Annotated in this window: 16 protein-coding genes; 5 read left to right on the forward strand and 11 right to left on the reverse strand. The window is 52.7% G+C overall.

The window, feature by feature from the left end:
* Positions 1-163: 163 nt before the first annotated feature.
* The 4 genes from yfcE to WG891_RS05240 all read right to left on the reverse strand — a co-directional run bounded on the left by yfcE (position 164) and on the right by WG891_RS05240 (position 4,283).
* Positions 164-715: a phosphodiesterase gene (yfcE, locus tag WG891_RS05225; RefSeq protein WP_337261789.1), complete on the reverse strand. Its 552-nt coding sequence runs from the start codon at positions 713-715 to the stop codon at positions 164-166.
* 93 nt (positions 716-808) lie between these two features.
* Complete coding sequence (locus tag WG891_RS05230) at positions 809-1,453, reverse strand: RpiB/LacA/LacB family sugar-phosphate isomerase (protein ID WP_076941604.1); 645 nt, start codon at positions 1,451-1,453, stop codon at positions 809-811.
* Positions 1,454-1,496: 43 nt separating this feature from the next.
* Positions 1,497-2,258: a 2-dehydro-3-deoxy-D-gluconate 5-dehydrogenase KduD gene (kduD, locus tag WG891_RS05235; protein ID WP_337261790.1), complete on the reverse strand. Its 762-nt coding sequence runs from the start codon at positions 2,256-2,258 to the stop codon at positions 1,497-1,499.
* A gap of 450 nt (positions 2,259-2,708) precedes the next feature.
* On the reverse strand, positions 2,709-4,283 hold the full coding sequence (locus WG891_RS05240; protein ID WP_337261791.1) for an MFS transporter: 1,575 nt from the start codon (positions 4,281-4,283) through the stop codon (positions 2,709-2,711).
* A gap of 448 nt (positions 4,284-4,731) precedes the next feature.
* On the opposite strand from WG891_RS05240, the gene WG891_RS05245 reads away from it, so the two are divergent.
* From WG891_RS05245 to WG891_RS05265, 5 genes are all read left to right on the forward strand, one after another.
* Positions 4,732-5,898: an oligogalacturonate lyase family protein gene (locus WG891_RS05245; RefSeq protein ID WP_156292554.1), complete on the forward strand. Its 1,167-nt coding sequence runs from the start codon at positions 4,732-4,734 to the stop codon at positions 5,896-5,898.
* Between the two features lie 26 nt (positions 5,899-5,924).
* On the forward strand, positions 5,925-6,248 hold the full coding sequence (locus WG891_RS05250) for a cupin domain-containing protein (protein WP_076941608.1): 324 nt from the start codon (positions 5,925-5,927) through the stop codon (positions 6,246-6,248).
* Between the two features lie 214 nt (positions 6,249-6,462).
* A complete protein-coding gene (gene yfcG, locus WG891_RS05255) occupies positions 6,463-7,092 on the forward strand; it encodes a GSH-dependent disulfide bond oxidoreductase (RefSeq protein ID WP_076941609.1) in 630 nt (209 codons plus the stop codon).
* Between the two features lie 116 nt (positions 7,093-7,208).
* Positions 7,209-7,586, forward strand: coding sequence for a dihydroneopterin triphosphate 2'-epimerase (gene folX, locus WG891_RS05260; protein WP_076941610.1), 378 nt, complete (start codon positions 7,209-7,211; stop codon positions 7,584-7,586).
* Positions 7,587-7,613: 27 nt separating this feature from the next.
* Entirely contained in the window at positions 7,614-8,519 is a 906-nt protein-coding gene (locus WG891_RS05265) for a TIGR01777 family oxidoreductase (RefSeq protein WP_337261792.1), read from the forward strand.
* Between the two features lie 16 nt (positions 8,520-8,535).
* Here the strand turns inward: WG891_RS05265 and hisP are convergent, their stop codons facing one another.
* The 7 genes from hisP to cvpA all read right to left on the reverse strand — a co-directional run bounded on the left by hisP (position 8,536) and on the right by cvpA (position 14,670).
* Complete coding sequence (gene hisP / locus WG891_RS05270) at positions 8,536-9,309, reverse strand: histidine ABC transporter ATP-binding protein HisP (RefSeq protein ID WP_337261793.1); 774 nt, start codon at positions 9,307-9,309, stop codon at positions 8,536-8,538.
* A gap of 17 nt (positions 9,310-9,326) precedes the next feature.
* Positions 9,327-10,034 (reverse strand): ABC transporter permease, encoded by a 708-nt coding sequence (locus WG891_RS05275; protein WP_337261794.1) that lies wholly within the window; start codon positions 10,032-10,034, stop codon positions 9,327-9,329.
* Complete coding sequence (locus WG891_RS05280) at positions 10,031-10,717, reverse strand: histidine ABC transporter permease HisQ (protein ID WP_076941624.1); 687 nt, start codon at positions 10,715-10,717, stop codon at positions 10,031-10,033. The genes WG891_RS05275 and WG891_RS05280 overlap by 4 nt, the downstream gene beginning before the upstream one ends.
* 103 nt (positions 10,718-10,820) lie before the next feature.
* Entirely contained in the window at positions 10,821-11,603 is a 783-nt protein-coding gene (gene hisJ / locus WG891_RS05285; protein WP_337261795.1) for a histidine ABC transporter substrate-binding protein HisJ, read from the reverse strand.
* Between the two features lie 301 nt (positions 11,604-11,904).
* Positions 11,905-12,477, reverse strand: coding sequence for a UbiX family flavin prenyltransferase (locus WG891_RS05290; RefSeq protein WP_337261796.1), 573 nt, complete (start codon positions 12,475-12,477; stop codon positions 11,905-11,907).
* Between the two features lie 153 nt (positions 12,478-12,630).
* Positions 12,631-14,148, reverse strand: coding sequence for an amidophosphoribosyltransferase (gene purF, locus WG891_RS05295; protein ID WP_337261797.1), 1,518 nt, complete (start codon positions 14,146-14,148; stop codon positions 12,631-12,633).
* A 21-nt stretch (positions 14,149-14,169) separates the two neighbouring features.
* Positions 14,170-14,670 (reverse strand): colicin V production protein, encoded by a 501-nt coding sequence (gene cvpA, locus WG891_RS05300; protein WP_037402622.1) that lies wholly within the window; start codon positions 14,668-14,670, stop codon positions 14,170-14,172.
* Positions 14,671-14,715 lie beyond the last annotated feature (45 nt).

A 14,715-nucleotide genomic window follows, 5' to 3' on the forward strand; every position in this document is an offset into this window, starting at 1 on the left:
TGCCGCGCACGGGTTAGTCAATCAACGCACTTTTTATGATTTTTTACTGTGCGTACGCCCTTCATTTCTCACGCTGCAGACTGCTGCCCCGACCTGACTCACCGCTTTAGCACCAAGAGTGACGATTCGCCTATCCGCACCTGCAACCTGGTAGATATATAAACTAGTGTGTTAATGCCAGCTCTGCAACAGCCTTGCCGCTGTGCAAATCAACCACGCGTAAAATATCCTGATCCAGTATGCCATAACTGGCAGGAAAGCCCCCCTTGGGGATGCTGACGGACCCAGGATTAAAACAATAAATATCTCCCTGTCGTTCTGCCTGTGGTAAGTGCGTATGGCCATAAACCAGTACATCACCGTGGGATAAAGGCGGCAACAGAGCGGGATGATAAAGATGACCATGGGTTAAAAACAGTCGCCGGGTTGGCAATAGCACTTGCTGAAAGGAGGCGGTGATAGGAAATGAGAGCAACATCTGGTCGACTTCACTATCACAATTGCCACGAACGGCAACGATCTTGTCGCGATAGAGATTCAGTTGCTCAGCAACCTGCGCAGGTTGATAGGCATCTGGCAGCGCATTGCGCGGCCCATGATTGAGCAAATCCCCCAACAGGATCAGCCAATCGGCACGATTTTGCGTAAACAGCTCAAGAATTTTTTCAGTGGCGGAGAGTGAACCGTGCAGGTCCGAGGCGAACATCAGCTTCATAAGCTTCCCTAGGTACGGAATATGAAACCCATTCTAACGCAGTCACGGTCACTGATGAAGCAGGTGGCCGACCAGCGGCCACCTGAAGAACAATCAAGCGCGGTTGATAATATCTTTTACGAATGCCACGATTTCGGCTTTCTTGCCATGTGCAAACAGGCATTCCTGGAAACGGGCGCCGCTGACTGCGGTTTTCACCAGTTCCGGGTCAATAGCACGCAGCGTATCAAGATAGTTATCTTTGCTCACCGCACGCTTAACCTGGTTCAGAATACCGGCGTTGCGTACCTGAGGTTCCTTACGATCGACCGGATAACCTTCACCTCTACGGCCGGTAAAGGCTTTCTCAAAGATGTAACGGATGTTCAGTTCCGCACCCCAGCCGAAACCTTTGGCGAACGGCAGAGCAAGTGCGTTACCGTTGTTGACTTGGGCGAACAGGAAGGCGTCCGCAGGCTCAATGCAGTAACCGCAAACCACGCCTGGGTGGGCATTCAGTGACATCATTGCGCCCTGGCCGGTGCCGCAGCCGGTGATCACAAAATCGACCGCTTCTGAATTCAGCAGGATGCTGGCCATGATCCCCAGATGGATATAGGTCAGATGGTGATCTTTCTCATCACTCATACCGACGTTGAACACCGCATCATGATTGTCAGCCGCTACGGCCTGCAGTTGTTCGAGAACCAGCGCATTTTTACCCGCCTGGCTGTTTTCCATCATCAGTGCAATATTCATCATTTCCTCTCTGCAAATAAAATCAATGCGTTATTGTTCAGACTTAGCGCGCCAACCAGCCGCCGTCTACCGCCAGGGTAAAGCCGTTAACATAATCTGAAGCCGGTGAAGCCAGGAATACCGCCGGCCCCATCAGATCTTCTGGCAGGCCCCAACGTCCGGCAGGAATACGCTCAAGGATAGCTTCGCTGCGAGCCTGATCGTCACGCAACTGGCGAGTGTTATTGGTTGCCATATAGCCCGGAGCCAGGGCGTTAACATTGATACCATGGCTGGCCCATTCGTTGGCCAACAGACGGGTCACGCCCATAACCGCGCTCTTTGACGCAGTGTAGGAAGGCACGCGGATCCCACCCTGATAAGACAGCATCGATGCGATGTTGATGATCTTGCCGCCCTTACCCTGAGCAATGAATTGACGCGCCACGGCCTGAGACATGAAGAAGACGGTTTTAATGTTCAGGTTCATCACATCATCCCAATCTTTTTCGCTGAACTCCAGCGCGTCCTGACGGCGGATGATACCTGCGTTGTTCACCAGAATATCGATATGGCCAAACTCTGCCACGGCACGTTCAATCAGGGAAGGCAGCACGTCCAGGTTGCTCAGGTCGGCTTTCAGGCTCAGAAAACGGCGGCCCAGCTCTGTAACTTTCGCGATGGTCTCTGTTGGCTCAACCACGTTGATGCCGACGATATCACAACCCGCCTGCGCCAGCCCAAGAGCCATACCCTGACCCAAACCGGTATCACAACCGGTTACGACAGCCACTTTACCCTGCAACGAAAAATTATCGAGAATCATGCTCTTTTCCTTAGTACTCAGGGCATCATCGGCCCTTATCAAAAAGTGGGGATAGCGTTGCAATCCCATCAGTATCTGCAGCTTGCTGCCGCACAGAGAAGGCGCTGTTGCCGCTCCCTGTCATCATGATGTGGCAAGTCTAACGCTTATCCCGAACGCAATCAATAAAGTTGAAACATTGTTTTGATTTTTGTGAAAGGTATTTTTCATTTATTTGATGGCGATCGATATCATAGTCGAAATTGTGGCTCCTGCTTGCTCAGTGCAGCCATAAATTGCGGATGTAACTTACCTGCTGTAAATCAATCGGGCTCAAAAGAGCCCGATCCAACGCTATTTGTCCTCAGCCAAGAAAAACATAATATTTCCCGGCAATCCGCCCGGCGACGGCGCCTGTATGTTCCCGTGGTTTCGTACGCAGGGAAACATTGCCGCTGAACCAGGAGCAGATCAGACCTGTGAAGCGGATGCACGTACCATAGCTTTTACCTCAGGGGCAATATTCATTTTCTGGCAGATCTGGCTGTTACCCCAGCATTGCTCATAAGGCAGGCCCACCAGCTTTTCGATCACCACACGAACTTCAGGTTGAATATCACCCAGCTTTCCACCGGCTTTGATACGTGCGACTTCATCCAAAACAACGCGGTGGGTTTGGCGATTGAGGGTCATCTGGCCACTGAAGACGATGGCCACCAGCGCCAGCATGATCACCCCGGCAAAGAACACCCAGGAGATGGCCGTGATGGCGGTTTCTGGCTGAGTATGGGATTTCGACTGGAACCCGTAATAGCTGAGGATCGCCCCCATGGTGAAGACGATGATTGAGCGGACAATTTTGCCAGAGAAGGTCATGGCACCCGCGTAGATCCCTTCGCGGCGGCGGCCGGTAAACACTTCATCCACATCGGCCAGGAAGGTATATACCGTCCAGGGAATGTAATACACCCCGCCAGTCCCCAGGCCAAAGATCACGGTCACCCCGATAATCGCGGCCGTCGCATAATGCGCTGGCAGGTTAAAGAAACGCAGCAAGGAGTAACAGCAAACGGCAAAAATGACGATACCCAACGCCCAGCTGTATGGCTTGCTGAAGCCTTTTTTCACACAGAGGCCGATAAACAGCGCCGTTGAGAACAACTGCAGCATGGCATTCAGGCTGTTTAGCCCGGCAAGAATCGCCGGATCGTACTGCAGCACAAAGATCACGAAATAGGTAAAGACAGAGGCAAACAGCCACTCGGCACCAAAGCCAAACAGATACATGCCCAAATGCTTGCGGAACACCCGCAGATAGAATGTCGATTGCATATCTCTGGCCAGAGAGATCAGCGTATTCAGCAGCGACTGCTTCTGCTTCACGAGCGCCCCCCCGTCATCTTTCCGCTCCCAAGAGAACAGATAAAGCATGCCGATAGCAATAAACAGAATCACGCCATAGGTGATACCGGTATACAGGAAGGGTTGCGCCGATTCTTTACCGTAAATGAGGATGAACTGACCAGGAATAAAGGCAGCCAGGAAATTGGCCATCTTGCCAAAAATCGCTTTATAGCCGGTAAGCTTGGAGCGCACCGCGAAATCCTCGGTCATTTCGGTCGCCAATGTTTCATAAGGCACCATCACCGAGGTGTAAATCAGTTCGAAAATCACATAGGTGGCAAGGTAGTACCAGAAGCCGAAGCCTTCTACCCACAGCAAAGGGTAAAAAATCATCAGTGGCGCACCAATCAAGACAAAGAAACGCCGCCGACCAAAACGTTTACCCAGCCAGGTATTACCAAAGTTATCGGTCAGGTACCCCATCACCGGATTACTGATGGCATCAATCACGCTGGCGACAGAAAAGATAAATGAGGCTTCCAACAGCGTCAGCCCACAAAACGTGGTGTAAAAATACAGTAACCAAGCTCCGCTGATTGCCAGGGCTCCGCTGCCCAACAGGTTGCCGCCACCATAGGCCAACTGGTGCCCCAGCGTGACCACCCGCCCTTCTCCCAAGGGCTGAATACTCTTTGTTCTCATCTACCGCTCTCATTTCGTTATTAAAATGAACTATTATTTCATTTTTTTAGGAATGATGTTTTATACTTGCCAGGGCGCTATATTGATGTGAAGAAAATCACAGAAAAAAGTAAGGATAATCAATTGCGGTGTTTTTAAGCGTGAGCAGCATCCGGCTACGTCTCCTTTCCTGGGATAATACTGGTTTTCCTGGCCCTAACCTCGCTTGCAGCAAAGGGCGACACAGCATGCACCAGTTATGCCCCCACTAACCATGATGCAAACGGGCATCTTGAGTAAAACCGGATGAGCGAAGCAATTTATGCGATATCGGTCGCATAAATCACCCGTATAGGTTGGCCTGCCGCACCACTTTGATATCATTTTTCTAATTTAATGAAACAACGTTTTAGTAATTAAGGAACTGTTCAGTCTCGGCGGTTCATCAATCAATTTAAGGGAGGCCATCGTGGCTAAAGGTTCAATCCTCGAATTCAATTTCCATCGTTCAACCGATGCGAGTACCGGCGCGCAAATCACCCGCTTAACGCCGCCAGACGTACTGTGCCACCGGAACTATTTCTATCAGAAATGCTTCACCAATGACGGGCGCAAACTGTTGTTCGCTGGGGAATTTGATGGCCACCGTAACTACTATCTGCTGGATCTGGAAAAGCAGCAGGCGGTTCAGTTAACCGAAGGCGCTGGCGACAATACGTTCGGCGGTTTCTTATCGCCAGACGATCGCTTCCTCTACTACGTGAAAAATGAGCGCGAACTGCGCCGGGTTGAACTCAGCAACTGCCATGAACAAACCGTTTATCAGGTGCCGGAAGAGTGGGTAGGTTACGGTACCTGGGTCGCCAACAGCGAATGTACCAGCCTGGTGGGCATCGAAATCGATCGTAACGACTGGCAACCGCTGACCGATTGGAAAATTTTCCACGCCTTCTTCACCAAAAACCCTCGCTGCCGCCTGCTGCGTGTCGATCTCAACAGCGGCGACTCACGGGTGATCTATCAGGACAATATCTGGCTGGGCCACCCGATTTATCGCCCTTACCACGATAACTGCGTGGCTTTCTGCCACGAAGGGCCACACGATCTGGTCGATGCCCGTATGTGGATGATTAATGAAGACGGCAGCAATATGCGTAAGGTGAAAACCCACGCCGAAGGTGAGAGCTGCACTCATGAATTCTGGGTACCAGACGGCTCTGCGCTGATGTACGTTTCATATATGAAAGGCCAGCAGGATCGCAACATCTGCCGTTTCGATCCCGAAAGCGGTGTCAATGAAGTGGTGATGAGCATGCCTGCCTGCTCTCATCTGATGAGCAACCACGACGGCAGCCTGCTGGTGGGCGATGGTTCTGCATCCCCGGTCGATATCAAGGATTCGGCGGGCTATACCATCGAGAACGATCCTTGGCTCTATGTGTTCGATGCCAAAGGCAAGCGCCAGGCCCGTTTGGCCGCACACAACAGCTCATGGCGCGTACTGAAGGGCGATCGTCAGGTAACGCACCCTCACCCGTCTTTCACCCCAGACAATCGCCAAGTGCTGTTCACTTCCGATTTTGAAGGTGAACCTGCGCTCTATCTGGCAAGATTGCCTGAAAATCTGTTTGCTTAATTACGGTTTATTACTGAGGAAAAGTCATGTTCATCTACAAACAAGAATGTGCGCTTGAGGATTTGGGTAACGGCATCACGCGGCGTATTCTCGCTCACGGCGGAACCATGATGGCAGTGGAAGTCAACTTCAGCAAAGACGCCGTCGGCACGCTGCACAGCCATCCGCACGAGCAGCTTACCTATGTGCTTTCAGGCCGCTTCAGTTTCACCATTGATGGTGTCACTAAAGAGGTGAGTGCAGGAGATACCCTGTACAAAAAGCCTAACGTCGTTCACGGCTGCGTCTGCCTGGAGGCCGGAACCCTGCTGGATACCTTTACTCCGCAACGCGCAGACTTCCTGAGCTAAGCCTTTCCCTTAGATCCCCGGCGCGCAAGCACCGGGGATTGCGACAATCTTACAGCCCGCCTCATCCGCCTTGCCGTTATCGCCATCGTCTGTTCTGCGTAACCGCTACGTTGATCGCCCTTATTTGTTGAAATCTGATATACCTTTGTCTGTGGTACAGATTACAGTAACGTATGTGTAATGATTTACAGATCACCTTACCGTAGGAGAAATTATGATTGACCTGTATTACGCGCCTACTCCCAATGGTCACAAAATTACGCTGTTCCTGGAGGAAGTGGGCTTACCCTACCGTATCCATCGCGTAAATATCAGTGCTGGCGATCAGTTCAAACCGGCGTTTCTGGCGATCTCTCCCAACAATAAAATCCCGGCCATTGTCGATCAGCAACCGCTTGATGGCGGAGCCCCCATCAGCCTGTTTGAATCAGGTGAAATCCTGCTCTATCTGGCGGAGAAAACCGGCAAACTACTGAGCAAAGGGTTGCGTGAACGCGCAACCACGCTGCAGTGGTTATTCTGGCAGGTCGCCGGATTTGGCCCAATGCTCGGCCAGAATCACCACTTCAACCACTACGCCCCACAGCCTGTGCCCTACGCTATCGAGCGTTATCAGGTGGAGACCAAGCGCCTGTATGGCGTACTGGAAGCCGAGTTGCAAAAGCACCCGTATCTGGGAGGGGATAATTACAGCATTGCCGATATCGCCACTTATCCGTGGGTCGTTTCTCACCCTCGGCAGCGTATCGATCTGGCTGATTATCCGGCGGTACGCAATTGGTTTGAACGCATCAGCAACCGCCCGGCAACCCAGCGTGCCTACAAGCTGGCCGAGCAGGCGTAAGCCATTGACTGTGAGCCACCGCCCCTGTGGCTCTCTTTAACCGCTTGGCTGCGTTATCATTTCCTCACTTTCCGTGTATTCTGTTCACAAACATTCAGACCTCTGGAGAATCTCTGATGCCATCCTGCCAACCCGATGCCATTATCCGCATTAAAAACCTGCGGTTACGTACCTTCATCGGTATCAAGGAAGAAGAAATCAATAATCGTCAGGATATCCTGATCAACGTGACGATCCATTACCCGGCGGATAAAGCACGTAACAGTGAAAACATCGAAGATGCCCTGAACTATCGCACCATTACCAAAGCCATCATTCACCACATTGAAGGTAACCGCTTCGCATTGCTGGAAAAATTAACTCAGGATGTGCTCGATATCGTGAAACAACATCCGTGGGTAACCTATGCTGAAGTAGAGATAGATAAACTGCTGGCCCTGCGTTATGCCGATTCGGTTTCTATGACCATGATCTATCGCCGCGACGCAGCATAATACTCACACCGCTCAGGGAGGCGGACCATGCGGATCCTGATTACCGGCGCTACCGGGCTGATTGGCAGTAGCCTGACTCGGCAACTGCTGCACCTTTCACATGAAATTACCGTGCTGTCACGCAACGTAAAAAGTGCGCACGACAAATTTGGCGAGCAGGTGAGTTATTGGCCTTCACTCAGCGATCAACACTCTCTGGACGGCTTCGATGCCGTCATCAATCTGGCGGGTGAGCCGATTGCTGACAAGCGTTGGAACAAAGCCCAGAAAGATCGCCTGTGCCGTAGCCGCTGGGAATTAACCGAACGGCTGGCGGCGCTGATCAACGCCAGCACCACCCCGCCTGCGGTGTTTATCTCAGGATCGGCCGTGGGTTATTACGGCGATCAGGGGCAGGCCGTGGTGACCGAAGATGAAACTCCGCACGATGAGTTTACCCACCAACTGTGCCAGCGCTGGGAAGCCCTGGCGCTGCGTGCGCAGAGCAGCACGACCCGCGTCTGCCTGCTGCGCACCGGCGTAGTGCTGGCGCCCAAAGGTGGCGCGCTGGCGAAAATGCTGCCGCCCTTCCGCATCGGCCTCGGCGGGCCAATCGGTGATGGCCGCCAGTATCTGCCCTGGATCCATATCGACGATATGGTTAACGGCATTATTTACCTGCTGGATAACCGCAATCTGCGTGGCCCATTCAATATGGTCGCACCTTATCCGGTACATAATGAACAGTTTGCGGCAACTCTGGCCAAGGTGCTGGATCGCCCGGCGTTTCTGCGTGTTCCCGCGTGCGCTATGCGGCTGCTCATGGGCGAAGCGGCGGTGTTGGTGCTGGGTGGCCAACGCGCCGTGCCCAGAAGGCTGGAAGAAGCCGGTTTCAGCTTCCGTTTCTTTGAGTTGGAACAGGCGCTGGATGATGTGATCAACCAGCAGGCCTAGGTGATATGTGGTGCCCTTACTTAAGGGCACCCGAGAGAAACTGCTGCAAACGCGGGCTTTTCGGGTTACCGAAAACTTCGGCAGGTGGCCCCTGTTCTTCGATTAACCCCTGATGCAGGAAAATCACGTGGTTTGAGACATGGCGCGCAAACTCCATTTCATGAGTCACCACCACCATGGTTTTGCCCTCTTCGGCCAGTTTCTGCATGATGCGCAGCACTTCGCCCACCAGCTCAGGATCCAGCGCTGAGGTCGGTTCGTCAAACAACAACACTTCCGGCTCCATCGCCAATGCCCGGGCAATCGACACCCGCTGCTGCTGCCCGCCGGAAAGGTGCACCGGGTATTTGCCCCGCGCCCGCTCGTCAATACCGACCTTATCCAGATAACGTATCGCACGGTCGCGGGCCTCTGCCTTGCTCAAGCCCAATACCTGCACTGGCGCTTCCATCACGTTTTCCAGCACCGTCATGTGGCTCCACAGGTTAAAATGCTGGAATACCATCGTCAGGCGGGTACGCAGCAATTGCAGTTGCTTCTTGTCAAACACCTTCAACTGGCCATCTTTGTCGCGCACCATGCGGATATCTTCATTATTCAGGCTGATCGCTCCCTCGCTCGGCTTCTCCAGGAAGTTAATGCAGCGCAGGAAGGTACTTTTACCAGAGCCGGAAGAACCGATAATACTGATCACATCCCCCGCATTGGCTGCCAGGGAAACCCCTTTCAGCACTTCATGATCGCCATAACGCTTGTGCAGTTCGGTGACGGCTAATTTATTTTCAGACATGGTGTTATTCCCGTCATTCATCGATGAGTTACGTGTGCCATCCAACGTTTCTCTGCCTTACGGAACAGGCTGATCAACGTATAGGAGATAATCAGATACAACACCGCTGCAATGCCGAAGGCATAGAACGGTTGATAGGTTGCCGCGTTGATATCCCGGGCAATCTTCAGCAGATCCGGCACCGTGGCGGTAAAGGCCAACGCCGTCGAATGCAGCATCAGAATAACTTCGTTGCTGTACGCGGGTAATGCGCTGCGCAGCGCCGAAGGCAAGATAATGCAGCGATACATTTTAAAGCGCGAAAAACCATAGGCATTGGCAGCTTCAATTTCCCCGTGCGGCACTGCGCGAATGGCTCCGGCGAAGATCTCGGTGGTATACGCGCAGGTGTTGAGCGTCAACGCCAAAATGGTGCAATTCAGCCCGCTGCGGAAAAATGCATTGAGGAACTCGGTCCCCCGTACAATTTCCAGGCTGTACATACCGGAGTAAAACACCAGCAACTGCACGTACAGCGGGGTACCACGGAAGACATAGGTGTAAAACCACACCGGCAGGCGCAGCCAGGGAATAGAAGAAACCCGCGCCACCGCCATCGGGATCGCCAGCAGCCCGCCCATCGCCACCGATGAAATCAGCAGCCACAGCGTCACCGCCACCCCGGTAAACCGATAGCCATCACTCCACAACAGTGATTGCCAATATTGATGCAGAATATCGATCATAGCTCGGCCCTTTTGACGCCCAGTGAATAACGCCGTTCAAGCCACAGCAATACGCCATTGGAAACGGTAGTAAAAAACAGATACACCATCCCGGCCACCAGTGCGTAGAAGAAAGGCTGATAGGTGCCTTTACCCGCCAACTGCGTTGCCTTTACCAGATCGTTCAGGCCAAGAATCGACACCAGCGCCGTGGCCTTCAGGATCACCTGCCAGTTGTTGCCGATACCGGGTAAGGCAAAACGCATCATTGCGGGGAACAAGATGCGGCGGAAAATCTGGCCGCCCGATAAGCCAAACGCCGTTGCCGCCTCAATCTGGCCGCGCGGAACGGCCAGATAGGCACCACGGAAGGTTTCGGTGAAATAGGCGCCGTAGATAAAACCCAGGGTGATAATCCCCGCGCTGAGCGGATCGATATCAATCTGCGAGAAACCGAGTAATTCGGTAACGCTGTTCAGAGCAATCTGCAGGCCATAGAAGATCAGCAGCATCAGCACCAAATCCGGCACACCGCGGATCAGGGTGGTATAGGCGCCGAATAGGGTTGAGACAATGCGATTTTGGGAAAGCTTGCCGCCAGCGCCGATCAAACCAATCATCACCGCCAGCAGAACAGAACTGAGAGCCAACTCCAGCGTGACCAGAGCACCCTCAAAAATCAATTGGGAATAGCCTTGCAGCATTTACTTCATCCTGTCGTTATTGGATCCCGCCCCACCGCATGTGATCCAAACGGGCCCGGCAGCAACGCCGGGCTCGGAACCACAATGGGGTACGGGACGGGAATCAACCGCCGTAAACGTCAAAATCGAAGTATTTTTTCGCGAACTTATCGTAAGTACCGTCTTTGCGCATCTCAGCAAACGCTTTATCCAGCGCGGCTTTCAGCTCGGTTTCATCCTTGCGTAACCCCATACCGGTACCCACGCCGAAGAATTTATCATCCTTCACCGATTCGCCGGCGAAAGCGTAATTCTTGCCTGGAGGCTGTTTCAGGAACCCATCACTGCCCGCCACTTCATCCTGGAATGCCGCATCAATACGCCCAGATGCCAGATCGGCATACACCAGATCCTGGTTCTGGTAAGGCACCACCGTGACCCCTTTCGGCTGCCACATGGCATTGGCATAGGCTTCCTGCGTCGTTCCCTGCAACACGCCGACGCTCTTGCCTTTCAGCGATTCCACATTTGGCAGCAGCGTTGAGCCTTTCGGCGCAATCAGGCGGGAGTTGGCAGCAAACAGTTTGTCGGTAAACGCAATTTCCTGCTGACGTTTTTCGGTAATTGACAGTGAAGAGATGATAGCGTCAATTTTCTTCGCTTTCAGAGAGGGGATCAGCGCATCAAAATCGCTTTCCACAAAGGTACATTGGGTATTTATACGTTTGCATAACTCTTTAGCCAGATCGATATCAAACCCTACCAGTTCCCCTTGAGCATTTTTGGACTCAAAGGGCGCATAGGTTGGATCTGTACCCACTTTCAGCGTTGATGGTATCGCAGCAAATGCACTGCCGATTGCGCTTAAAGCCAAGACTAAAGGGAGAACCAAAACCCGCTTTTTCATAAATTACCCTCAAATTGATTTTTTGATGCCGCTACAGGCTTTATTTCCACCCAAACCAATTTGCAGTAATCGTGCCACATTTGTTGTTACCTGGCGGAGGGAACGGCTCCGGCCGGTACAAAACTGTTTCCTGGGACGATAACCGCAAATAGTGATCGGCAGCGTTGGCCGCCGAGGTGGGTAACCCGCATACAACCTAACCCTGAAACAGTGAGCGTGGTGAAGCAGGATCATTATGGTGCATAGTGCGCACTAAATCAGTGCTGTGTTGCACAAATGTATTAAATCAGGGATAACTTTGTTAATTCGCGCCCTGCCAACGCGTGAATAAATCCTGCGGCAGCTCGATGTCAAACTGATCGATCACCCGGTTAACCGTCTGATCGATAATATCTTCAACGCTCTCTGGGCGATGGTAGAAAGCCGGTACGGGTGGCATGATCACCGCGCCCATTTCCGCCGCCTGCGTCATCAGGCGCAAATGCCCAAGGTGCAGCGGCGTTTCGCGCACGCACAGCACCAAAGGCCGACGTTCTTTCAGCACCACATCCGCAGCACGCGTCAGCAAACCATCGCTGTAGCTATTGACAATACCGGATAAGGTTTTGATTGAGCAAGGTAAAATGACCATTCCTAGCGTTTTGAATGAACCAGACGAGATCGTGGCAGCAATATCGCGCACGTCATGCACCACATCGGCCAATGCCTGGACATCGCGCAGGTTCAGTGAGGTTTCCAGTGCCAATGTCTGTCGCGCGGCATGGCTCATTACCAGATGGGTTTCCACACCTTCAACGCCACGTAATACCTGCAACAGACGTACGCCGTAGATTGCGCCGCTGGCGCCGGAAATACCGATAATGAGTTTTTTCATGAATGGGGCCTCTGCCTGGAATATCTGGTTAGGATAGTCGAATCTTGGCAGACTTTGCAGCAACCTTCGTTGCTTACTCTATCAGAGGAGAGAGGAGATGCACCGCCGTGGGCAGCGCGGTGCATCTTTTTGGCGCGAAACCAGGCTGTATGCCTAGCCTTCGTTGTGCATTTCCAGGTTTTCCGCTTCCGTTTGCCCGCGCAACGCTTTGGCATCGTCATTACGCAGCGCTTCCAGATATTCCAGATAGCTCTGGTCAACATCTTTGGTCACGTAAATGCCGTTAAACACCGAGCATTCAAACTGGGTAATGTCTGGATTCTCTTCGCGTACCGCTTCGATCAGATCGTTCAGATCCTGGAAAATCAGGCCATCGGCGCCGATGAGTTGGCGGATTTCATCCACCTCACGCCCGTGGGCGATAAGCTCGGTGGCACTCGGCATATCAATACCATAAACGTTCGGGAAACGGATTTCCGGCGCGGCAGAAGCCAGATAAACGCGTTTAGCCCCGGCATCACGTGCCATTTCCACAATCTGCTCAGAAGTGGTGCCACGAACGATCGAGTCATCCACCAACAGCACGTTCTTGTCGCGGAACTCGGCACGATTGGCATTCAGCTTACGGCGCACCGACTGGCGGCGAGCCTGCTGGCCAGGCATGATAAAAGTGCGGCCGACATAGCGGTTTTTCACAAAGCCCTGACGATAGGGTTTATCCAGGATACGCGCGATTTCCAGCGCGATATCACAAGAAGTTTCCGGGATCGGGATCACCACATCGATATCCAGATCTTCCCACTCGCGAGCAATCTTTTCGCCCAGCTTTTGCCCCATACGCACGCGGGCGCTGTAGACAGAAATCTTGTCCATAAAGGAATCTGGGCGGGCAAAGTAGACATATTCGAACAGGCATGGATTGGTTTTGGGGTTCTCTGCACACTGGCGGGTGAACAGTTGGCCTTTTTCGGTGATGTAGACCGCTTCACCCGGTGCCACGTCCCGCAAGAATTCAAAGCCCAGCGTATCCAGCGCGACGCTCTCGGATGCCACCATGTACTCACAGCGGCCATCTTCCAACGCGCGCTTGCCGATCACCAAGGGGCGAATACCGTTAGGATCGCGGAACGCGACCAGTCCATGACCGATAATCATCGCCACACAGGCATAGGCACCGCGCAGTTGCTGATGCATTGCCGCTACCGCGGTGAAAATATTATCGGACTCCAGCGGATAGTGCTGGAAACGGTCAAGCTCGGTGGCCAGCACGTTCAGCAGAATCTCGGAATCGGACGTGGTGTTGACATGACGGCGGCCACTTTCAAACAACTTCTGGCGCAGTTCATGGGCGTTGGTCAGGTTGCCGTTGTGAGCCAGCGTAATACCGAACGGCGAGTTGACGTAGAAAGGCTGCGCCTCTGAAGCACTGGAGCTGCCTGCAGTGGGGTAACGCACGTGGCCGATCCCCATATTGCCCTGCAAACGTTGCATATGCCGTGCTTCAAACACATCCTTCACCAGACCGTTTGCTTTACGCAGACGGAACCCGTTATGGGCATCAATGGTGACGATGCCTGCGGCATCTTGTCCACGGTGCTGAAGCACCGTCAACGCATCATAAATCGACTGGTTTACCGGCATAAAACCGGCGATACCGACAATACCGCACATGTTGTTTTTTCCTCTAAGCCGCTACTGCCCCGGTAAATGGGACGGTAAGAAACTCGACGTGCTCTGCAGGTAGTCAAAAAACCACCTGATGATATAGCTGAACTGGGGAATAAGCTGTGACTGTTTCCAATCCGCACTTTGTGACAGGGTGGTAAAGGTATCCAGGAAAAACAGTATCGCCGCCACAATCAACACGCCGCGCAATGCGCCGAAACACACGCCCAGCACCCGATCGGTGCCCGATAACCCCGTTTTCTCTACCAGTGAACCAATCACATAGTTAACGATAGCGCCTACAATCAGCGTTGCGATAAACAAAATGGCAATCGCAATGCCGTTCCTTACCAGTTCATCTTCAAAACGAGTGAAATAGGCTGCAAGGTAAGGGTAGAAATGGCTGGCAACAAAGAACGCACATCCCCATGTCACCAGTGACAAGGCTTCACGTACAAAACCTCGGATCAGGCTCACCAGAGCCGAAAATCCAATCAACGCTAAAATGACGTAATCAATCCAGACCATGACCATTCCAATAATGAATCGCCCCTTGCACTCCCTTTATCCTTC

Source organism: Serratia sp. MMO-28 (genome assembly GCF_037199905.1).
GTDB classification, from domain to species: Bacteria; Pseudomonadota; Gammaproteobacteria; order Enterobacterales; family Enterobacteriaceae; genus Chania; species Chania oryzae.

Coding starts and splice junctions, on each gene's coding strand:
- WG891_RS05265 (WP_337261792.1), top strand. CDS start 7,614: ATGCGGATCCTGATTACCGGCGCTACCGGGCTGATTGGCAGTAGCCTG.
- WG891_RS05250 (WP_076941608.1), top strand. CDS start 5,925: ATGTTCATCTACAAACAAGAATGTGCGCTTGAGGATTTGGGTAACGGC.
- yfcE (WP_337261789.1), bottom strand. CDS start 715: ATGAAGCTGATGTTCGCCTCGGACCTGCACGGTTCACTCTCCGCCACT.
- WG891_RS05240 (WP_337261791.1), bottom strand. CDS start 4,283: ATGAGAACAAAGAGTATTCAGCCCTTGGGAGAAGGGCGGGTGGTCACG.
- folX (WP_076941610.1), top strand. CDS start 7,209: ATGCCATCCTGCCAACCCGATGCCATTATCCGCATTAAAAACCTGCGG.
- WG891_RS05230 (WP_076941604.1), bottom strand. CDS start 1,453: ATGAATATTGCACTGATGATGGAAAACAGCCAGGCGGGTAAAAATGCG.
- kduD (WP_337261790.1), bottom strand. CDS start 2,258: ATGATTCTCGATAATTTTTCGTTGCAGGGTAAAGTGGCTGTCGTAACC.
- WG891_RS05280 (WP_076941624.1), bottom strand. CDS start 10,717: ATGCTGCAAGGCTATTCCCAATTGATTTTTGAGGGTGCTCTGGTCACG.
- hisJ (WP_337261795.1), bottom strand. CDS start 11,603: ATGAAAAAGCGGGTTTTGGTTCTCCCTTTAGTCTTGGCTTTAAGCGCA.
- WG891_RS05275 (WP_337261794.1), bottom strand. CDS start 10,034: ATGATCGATATTCTGCATCAATATTGGCAATCACTGTTGTGGAGTGAT.
- cvpA (WP_037402622.1), bottom strand. CDS start 14,670: ATGGTCTGGATTGATTACGTCATTTTAGCGTTGATTGGATTTTCGGCT.
- purF (WP_337261797.1), bottom strand. CDS start 14,148: ATGTGCGGTATTGTCGGTATCGCCGGTTTTATGCCGGTAAACCAGTCG.
- WG891_RS05290 (WP_337261796.1), bottom strand. CDS start 12,477: ATGAAAAAACTCATTATCGGTATTTCCGGCGCCAGCGGCGCAATCTAC.
- hisP (WP_337261793.1), bottom strand. CDS start 9,309: ATGTCTGAAAATAAATTAGCCGTCACCGAACTGCACAAGCGTTATGGC.
- yfcG (WP_076941609.1), top strand. CDS start 6,463: ATGATTGACCTGTATTACGCGCCTACTCCCAATGGTCACAAAATTACG.